General features: G+C 37.0%; 13 protein-coding genes, 4 pseudogenes and 1 other annotated feature. Of the genes and pseudogenes, 14 read left to right on the forward strand and 3 right to left on the reverse strand.

Annotation, left to right across the window (positions count from 1 at the left end):
• Positions 1-9 precede the first annotated feature (9 nt).
• The 14 genes and pseudogenes from rplT (at position 10) to lplA (ending at position 13862) form a co-directional block, all read left to right on the forward strand.
• A complete protein-coding gene (gene rplT, locus AC01GB_RS15140; RefSeq protein WP_474452552.1) occupies positions 10-366 on the forward strand; it encodes a 50S ribosomal protein L20 in 357 nt (118 codons plus the stop codon).
• A 93-nt stretch (positions 367-459) separates the two neighbouring features.
• Positions 460-582 (forward strand) — a sequence feature (Phe leader region).
• Positions 464-508, forward strand: a complete 45-nt coding sequence (pheM, locus tag AC01GB_RS15145; protein WP_225507512.1) for a pheST operon leader peptide PheM — start codon at positions 464-466, stop codon at positions 506-508. Its footprint overlaps the feature before it by 45 nt.
• A gap of 65 nt (positions 583-647) precedes the next feature.
• The gene (gene pheS, locus AC01GB_RS15150) at positions 648-1631 is read left to right on the forward strand and encodes a phenylalanine--tRNA ligase subunit alpha (RefSeq protein WP_474452553.1); all 984 of its coding nucleotides are present in this window, start codon (positions 648-650) and stop codon (positions 1629-1631) included.
• A gap of 14 nt (positions 1632-1645) precedes the next feature.
• Positions 1646-4033, forward strand: a complete 2388-nt coding sequence (pheT, locus tag AC01GB_RS15155) for a phenylalanine--tRNA ligase subunit beta (RefSeq protein ID WP_474452555.1) — start codon at positions 1646-1648, stop codon at positions 4031-4033.
• A gap of 4 nt (positions 4034-4037) precedes the next feature.
• Positions 4038-4334: an integration host factor subunit alpha gene (gene ihfA, locus AC01GB_RS15160; protein WP_474452556.1), complete on the forward strand. Its 297-nt coding sequence runs from the start codon at positions 4038-4040 to the stop codon at positions 4332-4334.
• Positions 4335-4722: 388 nt separating this feature from the next.
• A complete protein-coding gene (arnB, locus tag AC01GB_RS15165) occupies positions 4723-5883 on the forward strand; it encodes a UDP-4-amino-4-deoxy-L-arabinose aminotransferase (protein WP_474452557.1) in 1161 nt (386 codons plus the stop codon).
• Positions 5867-6859 carry an undecaprenyl-phosphate 4-deoxy-4-formamido-L-arabinose transferase gene (arnC, locus tag AC01GB_RS15170; RefSeq protein WP_474452558.1) on the forward strand — a complete coding sequence of 331 codons (993 nt, stop codon included), beginning with the start codon at positions 5867-5869 and terminating at the stop codon, positions 6857-6859. Before arnB ends, arnC begins: the two co-directional genes overlap by 17 nt.
• Positions 6859-8859 (forward strand): bifunctional UDP-4-amino-4-deoxy-L-arabinose formyltransferase/UDP-glucuronic acid oxidase ArnA, encoded by a 2001-nt coding sequence (gene arnA, locus AC01GB_RS15175; RefSeq protein ID WP_474452559.1) that lies wholly within the window; start codon positions 6859-6861, stop codon positions 8857-8859. Before arnC ends, arnA begins: the two co-directional genes overlap by 1 nt.
• Positions 8859-9754, forward strand: a pseudogene (gene arnD, locus AC01GB_RS15180) (4-deoxy-4-formamido-L-arabinose-phosphoundecaprenol deformylase). The gene arnA and the pseudogene arnD overlap by 1 nt, the downstream one beginning before the upstream one ends.
• 6 nt (positions 9755-9760) lie before the next feature.
• Complete coding sequence (gene arnT / locus AC01GB_RS15185) at positions 9761-11425, forward strand: lipid IV(A) 4-amino-4-deoxy-L-arabinosyltransferase (RefSeq protein ID WP_474452560.1); 1665 nt, start codon at positions 9761-9763, stop codon at positions 11423-11425.
• A complete protein-coding gene (gene arnE, locus AC01GB_RS15190) occupies positions 11422-11760 on the forward strand; it encodes a 4-amino-4-deoxy-L-arabinose-phosphoundecaprenol flippase subunit ArnE (RefSeq protein WP_310509140.1) in 339 nt (112 codons plus the stop codon). The genes arnT and arnE overlap by 4 nt, the downstream gene beginning before the upstream one ends.
• Entirely contained in the window at positions 11757-12149 is a 393-nt protein-coding gene (gene arnF / locus AC01GB_RS15195) for a 4-amino-4-deoxy-L-arabinose-phosphoundecaprenol flippase subunit ArnF (protein ID WP_474452561.1), read from the forward strand. Before arnE ends, arnF begins: the two co-directional genes overlap by 4 nt.
• A gap of 143 nt (positions 12150-12292) precedes the next feature.
• Positions 12293-12775: a C40 family peptidase gene (locus AC01GB_RS15200; RefSeq protein ID WP_474452562.1), complete on the forward strand. Its 483-nt coding sequence runs from the start codon at positions 12293-12295 to the stop codon at positions 12773-12775.
• A gap of 72 nt (positions 12776-12847) precedes the next feature.
• A pseudogene (gene lplA, locus AC01GB_RS15205) lies at positions 12848-13862 on the forward strand (lipoate--protein ligase).
• A 138-nt stretch (positions 13863-14000) separates the two neighbouring features.
• Here the strand turns inward: lplA and AC01GB_RS15210 are convergent.
• The 3 genes and pseudogenes from AC01GB_RS15210 to AC01GB_RS15220 all read right to left on the reverse strand — a co-directional run bounded on the left by AC01GB_RS15210 (position 14001) and on the right by AC01GB_RS15220 (position 16054).
• Positions 14001-14356, reverse strand: a pseudogene (locus tag AC01GB_RS15210) (helix-turn-helix domain-containing protein).
• Positions 14357-14753: 397 nt separating this feature from the next.
• Positions 14754-15261, reverse strand: a pseudogene (locus tag AC01GB_RS15215) (manganese efflux pump MntP).
• Positions 15262-15589: 328 nt separating this feature from the next.
• A complete protein-coding gene (locus tag AC01GB_RS15220; protein ID WP_474452563.1) occupies positions 15590-16054 on the reverse strand; it encodes a DUF986 family protein in 465 nt (154 codons plus the stop codon).
• Positions 16055-16095: the final 41 nt, after the last annotated feature.

The raw sequence follows: 16095 nt of genomic DNA on the forward strand, positions 1-16095 counted from the left end.
GAGGTATGTATGGCTCGCGTAAAACGTGGTGTAATAGCCCGTGCACGTCACAAAAAAATATTAAAGCAAGCGAAAGGTTACTATGGTGCTCGTTCGCGTGTTTATCGTGTTGCTTTCCAGGCGGTAATTAAAGCCGGTCAGTATGCTTATCGTGACCGTCGTCAGCGTAAGCGTCAGTTCCGCCAATTGTGGATCGCACGTATTAATGCTGCTGCTCGTCAGAATGGTTTGTCTTATAGTCGTTTTATTAATGGTTTGAAGAAAGCCTCAATTGAAATTGACCGTAAAATCTTATCTGATATTGCTGTTTTTGATAAAGTTGCATTTGCAGCATTAGTCGAGAAGGCAAAAAACGAGTTAGCTTAAATCAGTTAAATTAAGGGGGGACTTAGCTCCCTCTTTTTTATTATCGATGGCCGGTTGTATTATAAGTAAGAGTTATTTTATGAATAGCCACTTAAAGATGAAAATTGTTTTTTTTCGTTTCTTTTTTTATTTTAGCACCTAAAATTTGGGGCTTTCGCGCATTTAAGAAAAGAAACGAAAAACCGCGATAAGCCTCCAAATGGAGGCTTTTTTGCTAGTAATTGCTAAAAAATTTTATTTTCAACAATGATTAGGCCAAAGGGTCGTAAGAAGAGGGAACAATGCCACATCTCATCGAGTTGGTTGCGCAGGCAAAAGCAGCCATAGAAAAAGCTCAGGATGTTGTTGCGTTGGATTCAGTGCGTGTTGAGTTTTTAGGTAAAAAAGGCCATTTAACACTACAGATGTCAACGTTACGTGATCTACCTGCAGAAGAGCGTCCTGCAGCAGGAGCAGTTATTAATCAGGCGAAACAACAAGTTCAGAATTCATTGAATATACGTAAAGAGCAGTTAGAAAATACGATATTGAATGCTCGATTAGCGGCAGAAAAAATAGATATTTCATTGCCAGGTCGCCAGATCGAACATGGTAGTCTTCATCCAGTAACCCGTACCATTGATCGTATTGAAGAATTTTTTGCTGAACTTGGTTTTTCTGTTGTTTCCGGCCCTGAAATAGAGGATGACTATCACAATTTTGATGCTTTAAATATTCCAGCTCATCATCCTGCTCGTGCTTCACATGATACTTTTTGGTTTGATACTACGCGTCTATTACGCACACAAACTTCTGGTGTGCAAATTCGTACCATGAAGGGTAAACAACCCCCAATTCGTATTATTGCCCCTGGTCGAGTGTACCGAAATGATTATGATCAAACCCATACGCCAATGTTCCATCAGACAGAAGGCTTGATTGTTGATAAAAATATTAGTTTTACCAATTTAAAAGGTACATTGCATGACTTTTTAAATCATTTTTTTGAAGAAAAAACCGGCGTTCGTTTTCGGCCATCATATTTTCCATTCACTGAACCTTCAGCTGAAGTTGATGTGATGGATAAAAATGGTAAATGGTTAGAAGTTTTAGGTTGTGGCATGGTACATCCCAATGTATTACGTAATGTTGGCATTGATCCTGACTTATATTCTGGTTTTGCCTTTGGAATGGGAATGGAGCGTTTAACGATGTTACGCTATGGTGTGACGGATTTACGTGCTTTTTTTGAAAATGATCTTCGTTTTCTTAAACAATTTAGATAAGGCAGGATTATCACATGAAATTGAGTGAATTTTGGTTACGAGAATGGATAAATCCAGCAATAAGCAGTGAAGCCTTATCAGAACAGATGACGATGGCGGGTTTGGAGATTGCTGATGTTAAATCTGTTGCGGGTCAATTCCAGGATGTGGTAGTCGGTGAGGTTGTTGAATGTGTTCAACATCCTAATGCAGATAAGTTACGGTTAACAAAGGTCAATATTGGCACTGAACAGTTACTGAATATTGTCTGTGGAGCACCAAATTGTCGTCAAGGGTTAAAAGTCGCTGTGGCAATAATTGGCTCGGTTTTACCCGATAATTTTAAAATAAAAGCGACAAAGCTCCGCGGTGAGCTTTCTGAAGGTATGCTTTGTTCTTATTCTGAACTTGGCATTTCGGATGACCATACTGGTATTATTGAGCTACCCAAGGACGCGCCTATTGGTACCGATATTCGTAACTACTTGCAACTAGATGACCATATTTTTGATGTAAGTTTGACACCGAATCGAGCTGATTGTTTAAGTATTTTAGGTATCGCTCGCGATATTGCAGCTATCAATAACCTAGAGTTAAATACGATAGAAATTGAACCAGTTAAAGCCACTGATGCTAGTGTTTTTCCTATTCAGGTGGAAGTGCCTATGGCATGCCCACGCTTTTTAGGACGAGTAATAAAAGGCATCGATGTTACAGCGCAAACCCCTAGCTGGATGAGAGAAAAATTACGTCTAGGGGGGATCCGTAGTATTGATCCGGTGGTTGATATTACTAATTTTGTGTTGTTAGAATTAGGTCAACCCTTGCATGCTTATGATCTTGATCGCTTAAATGGCATGATCATTGTTCGAATGGCAAAACAGGATGAAACATTAGTTTTGCTCGATGACAGCAAGGTAACTTTGAAGCCAGATACTTTAGTCATTGCCGATGAGAAGAATGCCTTAGGGATTGCCGGTATTTTTGGTGGCAAGCACTCCAGCGTTAATGAAAAAACCACTAATATCCTGTTAGAGAGTGCTTTTTTCGATCCACTGGCGATTGCTGGCCGGGCACGTAATTATGGTCTCCATACTGAGGCTTCACACCGTTTTGAGAGGGGCGTTGATCCACAGCTGCAATATAAAGCGATGGAACGTGCGACTAGATTAATCGTTGAAATTTGTGGTGGCGAGGTTGGAAATATTATTGATGTTAGCCATCAAACAAACTTACCGAAAGTGGCAACAATAACCCTGACTCGGCAAAAACTGGATCGCTTGATTGGTCATTGTATTCCAGATATTAACGTTACCCAGATCCTTCAGCGTTTAGGATGCCAAGTGAATGGTGAGCAAGATAATTGGCAGGTGGTTGCTCCTTCTTGGCGTTTTGATATACAAATTGAAGAAGATCTGATTGAAGAAATAGCCCGTGTTTATGGCTACAATAGTATACCTGGTGTACCGTTACATGCAGATTTAGTTATGACCCCCCGTTGTGAGTCAGCGCTGCCATTAAAACGAGTGAAAACGTTATTAATTGATCGTGATTACAATGAAGCGATTACCTACAGTTTTGTTGATCCTAAAATTCAGCAACTACTGCTTCCAGATTCTGATGCAATGATTTTACCGGATCCTATTTCAGCAGATATGTCGGTAATGCGGCTTTCTTTATTGCCCGGCTTATTAACGACAGTAATTTACAATCAAAATCGTCAGCAAAATCGCATTCGACTGTTTGAAACTGGATTACGATTTGTGCCGGATGTAACAGCAGAGCATGGTATTCGGCAAGAATTGATGTTAGCGGGTATGATTACTGGCAATCGTTATGAAGAGCACTGGTCACAAGAAAAACGCGCTGTGGATTTTTTTGATATCAAAGGTGACGTCGAAGCAATACTGGCATTAACCGGAAAATTAGACAATATTATTTATAAGGCTCATTCTGATCCTGCACTTCATTCCGGACAAAGCGCTGGGATTTATCTGAATAATGATTATATTGGATATATAGGCGTTATTCACCCTGAACTGGAAAATAAGCTAGATTTGAATGGTCGGACACTTGTTTTTGAATTGCTGTGGGATACTGTTGCAGAGCGTGTTATTCCTAAGGCAAATATGATTTCACGTTTCCCTGCCAACCGACGGGATATTGCTGTTGTAGTACCAGAAGAGGTAGCAACAGCGGACGTATTAGCTGAATGCAAGAAAATTGGCATAAATCATATAGTTGGCATAAACTTGTTTGACGTGTACTGTGGTAAAGGTGTAGCGGAAGGTTATAAGAGCCTTGCTATTAGCTTAATCTTGCAGGATACAAATCGTACTCTGGAAGAAGAAGAGATTGCCGCAACTGTTGATAAATGTGTTGCTGCGTTAAAACGGCGATTCCAAGCATCCTTGAGGGACTAAACCTATGGCGCTTACAAAAGCTGAAATGTCAAATAATCTATTCGAAAAACTGGGTATAAGCAAATGTGATGCTAAAGACCTGGTTGAACTTTTCTTTGAAGAAGTTCGTCGTTCATTAGAAAATGGGGAGCAGGTGAAACTGTCAGGGTTTGGTAATTTTGATCTGCGTGATAAAAATCAGCGACCAGGTCGAAATCCAAAGACTGGAGAAGATATTCCCATCACTGCTCGTCGAGTGGTGACTTTTCGACCAGGGCAAAAGTTGAAAGGCCGGGTTGAAAAGATAAAGCCTCATAAATAATGAATTATTATTCTAAAAAGCCGCTTTAGCGGCTTTTTTATTATTCAATTATATCAATATAATCCTAAACAAAAATTCGTTATTTTGCTCTGTTAATCAAAAACACTTATTAACAAAATTGCACTAACATTGACTTTAAATTTACTTATTATTATTTATTCATTCACTTTCTTATTGATAAGAATTATTAGGGGTTTTATTTTGTTTTTTTAATTTACTTAACTAATATGAAATTCTCTTTAGCCAAGTATATTTAACAAATTAATCCGTTCTGATTAGTTAGATTGGAAAGTTATTGTCATGTTGATGTGTAGTTAAGCTATTTTATGATATTATAGACAACTGACTCTAAAAAAAATATTAGATGAATTGCTAGTAGGTTAATCTCATGAATGATTTTCTTCCTTTTTCTCGCCCAGCAATAGGTGACGAAGAGATCCGGGCGGTAGAAAATGTATTACGTTCTGGTTGGATCACCACCGGGCCGCAAAATCATCAACTCGAAGAAGACTTTCGCCATAAATTTGGTTGTCGGCATGCGATTGCTTTTTGTTCGGCAACAGCGGGTATGCATATAACGCTTATGGCCTTAGGAATTGGTCCTGGAGATGAAGTTATTACCCCCTCATTAACATGGGTTTCAACCATTAATATGATCACCTTGTTAGGGGCACATCCAGTCATGATTGATGTAGATCGTGACACTTTAATGGTTCAGCCTGATGTCGTTGAGAAGGCAATTACCCCTAAGACAAAAGCGATTATTCCGGTACATTACGCCGGGGCGCCATGCGATCTTGATGCGTTACGTGAGATTGCACAAAGAAACAATATCGCATTGATCGAGGATGCGGCTCATGCCGTAGGTACTCAGTATGAAAGTGAATGGATTGGTCAACAGGGCACCGCCATTTTTTCATTTCATGCGATTAAAAATATCACTTGTGCCGAAGGTGGTTTAGTCGCTACCGATGATGATGCTTTGGCCACACGTCTGCGATGTTTAAAATTTCATGGTTTAGGTGTGGATGCCTTCGATCGGCAAATACAGGGCCGTAAACCACAGGCTGAGGTTGTTGAACCCGGGTTTAAATATAATCTATCTGATATTCATGCGGCAATTGCTGTTGTTCAATTAACAAAGTTAACACAGATAAATAAACGTCGTGCAAAGCTTGTTGCTTATTATCGACAAGCGCTTGCCAATCTGCCGTTAAAAATGTTGGATGTACCCGATTATCCTCATTTACATGCCAATCATCTGTTTATGATTCGAGTCGATAAAGCTGTCTGTTGTATTGACCGTGATAGTTTTATGGAACGCTTAAAAGAGAAGAATATTGGTACTGGCCTACATTTCCGAGCGGCTCATACGCAAAAATATTATAGAGAACATTATCCATCGCTTTCTCTACCTAATTCTGAATGGAACTCGAAGACTTTATGCTCATTGCCACTATTCCCTGACATGCGTGCTCAAGATGTTGATCGCGTTGTTGCTGCTATTAATGAAATTTTTCGGAGCCGAGATAGTGTCTTTTCAAAATGATTTTGAAGAAATAAAAAAAGTTTCTATCGTTATCCCTATTTATAACGAAGAGCAAAGCTTACCCCAGTTATTGGAAAGAACATTGGCTGCTTGTCAGAGATTGAAACAGCCATATGAATTAATTTTAGTTGATGATGGTAGTGCTGATAATTCAGTTAGATTGCTGATGGATGCTGCTGAAAATCCGGCAAATCACGTTATCGTAGTGATTTTAAATCGTAACTATGGTCAACATTCTGCCATTATGGCTGGTTTTAAACAGGCAATCGGTGATCTTGTGATCACCTTAGATGCTGATTTACAAAACCCGCCTGAAGAAATTCCACATCTGGTACAGGTAGCGGAAGAAGGCTATGACGTAGTCGGGACCAGACGGATGAATCGGCAAGATTCTTGGTTTCGTAAAACAGCGTCAAAAATCATTAATGCCATGATCACCAAAGCAACTGGGCGCACCATGGGCGATTATGGCTGCATGTTGCGTGCTTATCGGCGTAATATTATTAATGCGATGCTACAGTGTCATGAACGCAGTACATTTATTCCCATTTTAGCAAATACGTTTGCTAAAAGAACGATCGAAATTGATGTTGCCCATGCAGAACGTGAGTTTGGTGATTCAAAATATAGCTTGATGAAGCTAGTAAATTTAATGTTTGATTTACTCACTTGTTTAACTACTACTCCGTTACGTTTGTTGAGTGTAGTTGGTAGTTTTATTGCGGCAAGTGGATTTTTACTGGCGGTTCTGTTAATTATTTTGCGTCTTATTTTTGGTGCAATGTGGGCTGCAGAGGGTGTTTTTACGCTGTTTGCTATTCTATTCATATTTATTGGCGCGCAATTTATTGCCATGGGACTACTCGGTGAATATATTGGCAGAATGTATAATGATGTTCGTGCCCGACCCCGTTATTTTATTCAAAAGATAGTTGGTGTTCATCTAGATACTGACGAAAATCAGGAAAAAAAGTAATGAAAGCTATTGTTTTTGCTTACCATGATATTGGTTGTTTGGGATTAAAGGCTCTACAGAAGGCGGGCTTTGAAATTCAGGCTGTTTTTACACATACAGATGACCCTAAAGAGAATCATTTCTTTTCCTCAGTTGCGCGCTTGGGGGCTGAGATGGGCTTATCTGTATTTGCGCCAGAAAATGTCAATCATTCACTTTGGATTGAGCGTATTGAGAAAATGCAACCGAATGTTATTTTCTCTTTTTACTATCGCCACATGCTTAGTCAAGAGTTATTGGCGTTAGCCCCTAGAGGTGCTTTTAACCTGCATGGTTCTTTATTGCCTAAATATCGTGGTCGTGTGCCGATTAATTGGGCTATTTTGCATGGTGAAACAGAAACGGGTGTCACATTACATAAGATGATAGCCAAGCCGGATGCGGGTGATATTGTTGCACAGAAAAAAATTTCTATTGATGCAACAGATACCGCATTAGTGTTACATGAGAAAATTCGTCAGGCGGCTGAACAGCTTTTGGCTGATACATTACCCTTAATTAAAATGGGTGATTATTCAGCAACACCACAAGATGAAAGTAAGGCAACCTATTTTGGCCGTCGTAGCGCTGAAGATGGTTTAATTGATTGGTCGAAATCTGCTACCGAAGTGAATAACTTAGTACGAGCGGTAACCGAGCCATATCCAGGTGCATTTACTTATTTGGCTGAGAGTAAAATGATTGTCTGGCGTGCCCGTGTACTAGAAAAATCACACGATAAATTACCGGGTACAATCATTTCTACCGAACCATTGCAAATAGCTTGTGGTCAAGGTGTGCTTGAAATTCTGACCGGGCAGAGTGGAGCTGGATTATACGTTGAAGGATCGCGTTTAGCGGCGGAAATGGGAATTGTCAATGGCCTGGGTGTTGGTGCTAGACCGACGACACAGGTAAAACGGCGTAAGCGTGTTTTGATCTTGGGTGTAAATGGTTTTATTGGTAATCACTTAACCGAACGTTTATTAGAAGATGGTCACTATGATATCTATGGTTTGGATATTAGTTCTTCTGCTGTTGCACGTTTTATTAATGATCCCCATTTTGGTGATGATCAGCGTTTTCATTTTGTTGAAGGCGATATCAGTATTCATACTGAGTGGATTGAATATCATATTAAAAAATGTGATATCATTTTACCACTGGTTGCTATTGCAACACCGATTGAATATACCCGCAATCCATTAAAAGTTTTCGAGTTAGATTTTGAAGAAAACTTAAAGATAGTGCGTTATTGTGTAAAATATAATAAACGTATTATTTTCCCATCAACTTCTGAAGTTTATGGGATGTGTGATGATAAAGAATTTGATGAAGATACTTCTCGTTTAATTGTCGGGCCAATTAACAAACAGCGTTGGATTTATTCTGTTTCTAAACAGCTATTAGATCGCGTTATTTGGGCATACGGTGTTAAAGAAGGGTTAAAATTCACTTTATTTAGACCGTTTAATTGGATGGGGCCACGTCTCGATAGTTTACATTCTGCCCGTATTGGTAGCTCACGAGCGATTACCCAACTAATTTTAAATCTGGTCGAAGGTTCACCGATAAAATTAGTGGATGGTGGCGCTCAAAAGCGTTGTTTCACCGATATTAAAGATGGTATTGAAGCATTATTTCGTATTATTGAAAATAAAGATGAAAAATGCGATGGTCAAATTATTAATATTGGTAATCCAACCAATGAAGCAAGCATTGCTCAATTAGCTGATATGCTACTTGACAGTTTTGAAAAACATCCGTTACGTAAACACTTTCCTCCATTTGCTGGTCTTAAAAAGATTGAAAATAGTAGTTATTATGGTAAAGGATATCAAGATGTTGAGCACCGTAGACCGAGTATTGAAAATGCGCGGCGATTGCTCGATTGGGAGCCAACTGTTGATATGAAACAGACTATTGATGAAACTTTAGATTTCTTTTTGCAAGCTGCGACGGAAGAATTAGGTAAAAAATAATGAAGAAAATTGGCTTAAGAATTGATGTGGATACCTATCAAGGTACCAAAGACGGTGTGCCACAGTTGCTTAAAGTGCTCGCTAAATATCAAATTCGAGCCAGTTTTTTTTTCAGTGTCGGTCCAGATAACATGGGGCGTCATTTATGGCGCCTGTTTCGAACCTAAATTTTTATGGAAAATGTTAAGATCGAATGCGACATCACTCTATGGTTGGGATATTTTATTAGCCGGTATAGCCTGGTCAGGTAAAAAAATAGCCAATGATCTAGGTTACTTAATGAAACAAACATTGGATGCAGGTCATGAAGTTGGGCTACATGCATGGGATCATCAAGGCTGGCAAGCTAATGTAGGTAAATGGCCAAGAACCAAATTAGTCGAACAAATTAAATTAGGCGTGGATGCGCTTGAAGACGCAACGGGCGCTACCGTGAAATGTTCAGCTGTCGCTGGTTGGCGGGCCGATGAACACGTATTAACGGCGAAAGAAAATTTTAAATTTGACTATAATAGTGATTGCCGTGGTACCCACCCTTTTCGTCCTATTTTAACGGATGGTTCGATTGGTACTGTACAAATTCCAGTAACACTACCGACTTATGATGAAGTTGTTGGCACTTTGGTTAAAGATGAAAACTTTAATGATTTTATTATTAATGCGATGCAGGAAGATGCAGGAACGCCTGTTTATACTATTCATACTGAAATTAGAAGGTATGTCTAAATCGATGCAATTTGACAGCTTACTAGCGAGAATGATTGCAGAACAAATGGTATTTTGTCCGTTGCGTGAATTAATACCTAATGATATTGATTCTTTACCACACGGAAAAATTATTCGTTCATCTTTTCCAGGTCGTGAGGGTTGGCTAGGGTGTCAACACGAGGTATAGCGCTTGATGTTAACTAAACAGTTACAAAAAACAGGTGCTTTTTTATTAGCACTTTTTTTTATTTTTACCTATTTAGTACCGTTGAATGGCCGACTGCTGTGGCAGCCAGATGAAACGCGTTACGCAGAAATTAGCCGAGAAATGTTGCAAAAAGGTGATTGGATTGTGCCTTACTTGCTTAATATTCGCTATTTTGAAAAGCCAGTGGCCGGATATTGGATAAATAATATCAGTCAAATGATATTTGGTGATACCAATTTTGCTGTTCGTTTTGGTGCTGTGTTTGCAACTATGATCAGCGCTGGCTTAATTTATTGGTTAGCGATGGTAATGTGGCGTAATCGAAATGTCGCGTTTGTTGCTACTTTGATGTATGTTTCGATGTTTTTGGTTTTTGCGGTTAGCACCTATAGCGTACTCGATCCGATGCTTACCATGTGGCTTACTGCTTGTATGCTATGTTGTTTTTGGTTATTAAAAGCATCAACGGTTGCTGCAAAGTTACTTGCCTGGGCGGTTATGGGACTTACCTGTGGTATGGCATTTATGACCAAGGGTTTTTTAGCCTTAGCTATCCCGGTTATTGTCATGCTGCCAATTATGCTGTATCAAAAACGTTTTACTGAGATGCTCAAATTTGGTGGGATAGCCATAATCAGTGCGGCATTAATAAGCCTTCCTTGGGCATTAGCTGTCAATCAATATGAACCGGATTATTGGCATTACTTTTTCTGGGTAGAACATATTCAGCGCTTCTCATCAGAGGATGCCCAACATAAAGCGCCTATTTGGTTTTATATTCCCATTATTTTACTTGGTGTAATACCTTGGTTAGGGCTTTTACCTGGTACATTATTAAAAAGTTGGCGGGAACGAAAAATCAAACCGGAGATGTTTTTTCTGCTTTGTTGGTTTATTGTCCCTTTTGTATTTTTTAGTATCGCTAAGGGTAAATTACTTACTTATATGTTGCCGGTGATGGCACCGCTTGCATTAATGATGGCAAAATATGTGGTTGATTGTGTTAAAAATCGCAATTTGACAGCCATTAAATTTAACGGTTTTACCAATATCGCTTTTGCCATATTGGCAATTATTACTTTGATTATTATGGGGTTATTTGTTGAGCATCCTTTATATACCCCGTTGGAGTGGCCAAAACTGGCATTAGGTATAACGGTTTTTTGCATTTGGCTGATTATTGGCTATTTTAGTCTGATATCCAATGCCAGGTATTGGCTGTGGGGCGCGGCATGTTCTTTAGCCTTGAGTTTATCAATAAGTTATGCATTACCGCAAGATACTATTGATTCTAAGTTACCGCAGCAATTAATTCGGCAAAATATATCTTTGTTGGAAGAAAGTAAGTTTGTGCTAGCAGATAATGTTGGATTAGGCGCAGCTTTGGCATGGGAATTACATCAAGGTGATATTTATTTATATGAAAGATCAGGTGAATTAAGATACGGCTTAAATTATCCCGATAGCCAATTTCGCTTAATCAAACAAGGAAATTTTGCTAAATGGCTTAGCTTGTCACGGAAAGAAGGACAAATTTCAGTGGTTCTTTTATTACGTAGAAATGAAGGGCTGCCTGATGATATTCCTAAGCCTAATCATGTAGTTCGCAATACAAGAATGGCAATAATGACCTATTATCAGCAACCATGACACATTTTTTCTTATTGATAATTGTTAGCCTGTTAACTTGCATTGGACAGGTTTGCCAAAAGCAAGCGGTGATATATTGGCAAAGTGGTTTGCCGGCAAAAAATAGTTTAGCCATTAAATGGCTGCTAATAGCGATTATTTTGCTTGCGTTAGGCATGCTATTTTGGCTTAAATTACTACAAATTTTACCACTTAGTATTGCTTATCCTATGTTAAGTATTAACTTTGTTATCGTTACACTGATTGGACAATTTATTTATCAAGAGAAGATCAGTATCAAACATTGGATTGGCGTATTTATTATCATGTTGGGTATAGTTTTATTAAATATATGAAAGGCTACTTTTGGGGTATCGGTAGTGTAATATTGATCACTTTAGCTCAGCTTTGTTTAAAAGCTGGAGTAACTATATTACCTGAGTTTAAATTAAATCATCAGTGGATGGATGTTAATTGGTTACTTGAAAACCTGCCGGCGTTTGGGCTGATTTTTATCGGTTTAATTGGCTATGTGCTTTCGATGGTTTGCTGGCTATTTGCCTTGAGATTTTTAGCATTAAGTAAAGCTTACCCACTGATTAGTTTAAGCTATATACTAGTTTATTTATTCGCAGTTACTTTGCCTTGGTTTAATGAATCGGCGACATTGATTAAATTTGTCGGTGTAGTATTTATTTTGCTTGGTATTTGGATTATTTCTCGGCCTAAAGTAACGCGAAAATAAAGCTAAAAAACTGAGCAGAATACTTATTTTTATAGCGAGTGTATTGCTCAAAAATAGCGATTACCGATTAATAAAAACTTGTTTTTTTATTAAACACTGATTAAAGTCTATTTAATTATCCTATTAAGCGATAAAGGTGCTTTATGCTAATAAGAATTAAACACCTGCTTTTTTTATTTTACCTTACTTTAATTGGCTGTTCTTCTTCAGTAAGCAGAACAGATCCGCCGTTAAAAAGCCAACTTTCTGATCCTATTATGACCATCGCTCAACTTAAAGAGCAACTATCACAATGGTATGGTACGCCATATCGTTATGGTGGTTTAGCATCAAGTGGAATTGATTGTTCAGGCTTTGTTTATCGAACTTTTAGTGATCGTTTTGCCATTCAATTACCGCGCACGACAATAGCTCAAACCACTTATGGCACCCGTATTAATATTAAGGATCTTATGCCGGGCGATTTGGTTTTTTTTAAAACCGGCTCAGGTGAAAATGGTCTACATGTTGGTATTTATGATATGGATAATACTTTTATTCATGCCTCAACTAGCAAAGGTGTTATTCGCTCTTCGTTAAACAATATATACTGGCGCAAGGTTTTCTGGCAGGCTCGCCGTATTTAAGTGTCATTTTTAATTATAATAACTTTTTGTTTTTTTGCTATAACAAAATGAATATAGGCTGGCAAAATTCTTATGGCTTCAATACGTCTTCTTATTTCTGAATCATTTGATCCCTGGTTTAATTTAGCTGTTGAAGGGGCTATTTTTCGCCAAATGTCAGTCAAGCAGCGGATTATGTTTCTTTGGCGCAATAATAATACTGTCGTTATTGGTCGGGCACAAAATCCATGGAAAGAGTGTAATACACGTAAAATGGCCCAAGATGGAATCAAATTAGCTCGCCGCTGCAGTGGTGGTGCGGTTTTTCATGATTTGGGAAACACCTGTTTTACCTGTATGGCGGGTAAACCAGCCTATGATAAAACTATTTCAACACAAATTATTATTGCAGGACTAGCTGAGGTTGGGATAAAGGCTTAAGTTTCAGGTCGAAATGATCTAGTTGTCCATTCCGCCCATGGTGAGCGTAAAATTTCCGGATCAGCTTATTTTGAAACACACGATCGCGGTTTTCATCATGGCACTTTACTTATTAATACAGATTTAAACCGTTTAGCCAGTTATTTAAATCCGGATCCGAAGAAATTAATTAGTAAAGGTATTACCTCCGTACGTTCTAGGGTAATGAATTTAGCTGAAATTGATGTTCAAATTAGTCATCAGGCAATTTGTAACGCCTTAGCAAACAATTTTTTTAACTATTATGATGAGGTAGTGAAGGAAGAAATAATTTCACCAACTAATTTGCCTGATTTACCCGGTTTTATTGACATTTATGCTGAACAATCTAGTTGGGAGTGGAATTTTGGTCACGTGCCAGCTTTTAGTCATATACTTGAAACCCGATTTGCCTGGGGTGGTGTTGAACTTCATTTTGATATTGATAAAGGAAAAATTTCAACTAGTAAAATTTATACGGATAGTTTAATATCCATCGCCATTAGAGCTTTTTAGTCAAAAGTTGATCGGCAAAAAATACCAACCAGCGACAATTAAGCAATTAATCGCTGATATTCAGTTTCAATATCCAAATTTTCATCAGCAGCTTATACAATTCGAAAATTGGTTAGTCAATGAAATAGCATGAATTAAATTAATGATTTTTAATTATTAGCATCCATTGCTGGAAAGAGATATATTCAAGCATAATTTTATTGCAAACAGCCGTAAAGCCAGCATTTAGACTGGCATATAATAACAAAGTCTAAAAATTAATAATTCTAGATTAGTCCATAAATTGATTAAAGTCGGGTAACTGCCCATTTTGGCGAAATTTAGCCGGTGTAGTATTAAAATGTTTTTTTAAAATGCGGGTAAAAGTTGCTTGCGAACTAAAACCGTATTGTAGGGCTATACCAAAATAGAAAATTTGTCTTTTCGTAATAACCTGGCTGCTTCCAGTAATCGACGTTTACGAACATATTCACCTAAAGTGTAACCTTTTAATTGTTTAAAGATCCGTTGTAAATGCCATTTAGAATAACCACTTTTATTAGCAATGGTATCAATCTTAATGCCTTCATTTCGTTGTAATTGGCTTTCTAGCCAATTAACAATATCATTGATTACATTTTCCGACATGTTCACCTTCCACAATCAGTGGGTAAATAACCTAACTGTAAAGAATTATTGATGTATTTATAAGTTCTATTTTATGATTTTTGATATTTATAGATAGGCAAAAAATGCCATTTGTAATTAATAAAAATTATTATCATCATTCTATAATATTATATATTTTAAAATAATGTAATCAATTATAATGGTTAGCTATTTTGTTAGTAAATATTACACATTAAAGATTTTTAATTAATAATTTTTGTTAGTAATGGTTAAAACTCTTATTGTTTAGTGTTTGTTTGCTATCATTTTTAACCTAAAAAAGCATTAAAAACATAGATGTGTATTAATTATTTAATACATTAAATGTGTTGATAAACGATACTAAATCCGATAATGATTAGTGTAACACCGCCAATCATTTCGGCTTTTTTTCTAATAATTGACCAATATAACGACTTAATAATATTCCAAGTGTTGCCATAATCATGGTCATTAGTCCGATTGTCATCGCTGTATGGATGATATTAATTTGCAAAAAGGCCAGACTGACACCAATAGCCATTGCATCCAGACTGGTTGCTAAGGCAGTAGTAATAAGGGTAAAAGAATTGTGACAGTGAATAGGTTGAGGTTTGCTATTGTTTTTTGCATGATGGTAGCTTTGATATATCATTTGGATACCCAACATGAATAATAGACTAAACGCTATCCAATGATTCCACTTAATAATATATTGGCTGGCCAATAGTCCCAAAACTCCAGCCAATGATGGGAGTGATGGCCTCAATAATACCAAAAATAAAACCAGTTCTTATTGCTTCACGTATAGAGGGATTAAACAAGCTAGCACCTTTGCAAACAGATGCAGCAAAAGCATCCATCGATAATGCAAGAGATAAAGCTAGGGTTGCGTATAAGTTCATTATACCGTCTCAGTTGGAAAGTTATCCATAGACATATTTTTACTTCCAACCTAGAGTAAAAATATGTCTATGGTCTCGCCAACCTTGTCAGGTATTCATGCCACGTTATGGATCATAATGAGTATGTTGACATGAAATTTCTAAATTAATCGCTAATAGACAATTTTATTTAGAACAGGCTACTCCCCAATGACTTATCACAAAAGATATCATAAAAATAATAAGAGGAATTATTTAAATTTTTGTTAATTTATAAAATTAATATCATTTAATTTTTAATAAAAATAATAATTCTAGTTGATTAAATATATAAGAATAATTAACAATATTATTTATATTTATTATTGATCATAAAATTGTAAATTGTATCTAAATCATCAAACTGCTTAACAGCAATATAAATTTTTCTTTTTGCCAAACCGACTATTAATATTCCATCTTTCGATAAATTAATTGTTTTAATATTTTCGTACAATATATAGACATTATTGTAGTAAAAACCTTTATCTTTAAAATAAAGCTTAGGATAACGAATGAATGTTAAGTAAACAGCGATAATAACGGTAATCATTAATAAATAGGTTGTTAGCTGACTACTATGTTGAATAATATTACGATAAATAACAATCGCGATCAGTATAATAAAAATAATGGCATCGATTCTATTTTTACGCCTTAACTTTATTTTTAATTTTGTTTTTCCATTTAATAAGTTAACAATCAATTCTTCATAGATAGCATAAGTTAGCATTAGTAGGATCAAGACAGTCAATACAATATTATTCATATTCATAAGCAAAGACTCCTATCGATTATTAATCTGCTGTAAAGATA

This window comes from Candidatus Arsenophonus phytopathogenicus (genome assembly GCF_056113345.1).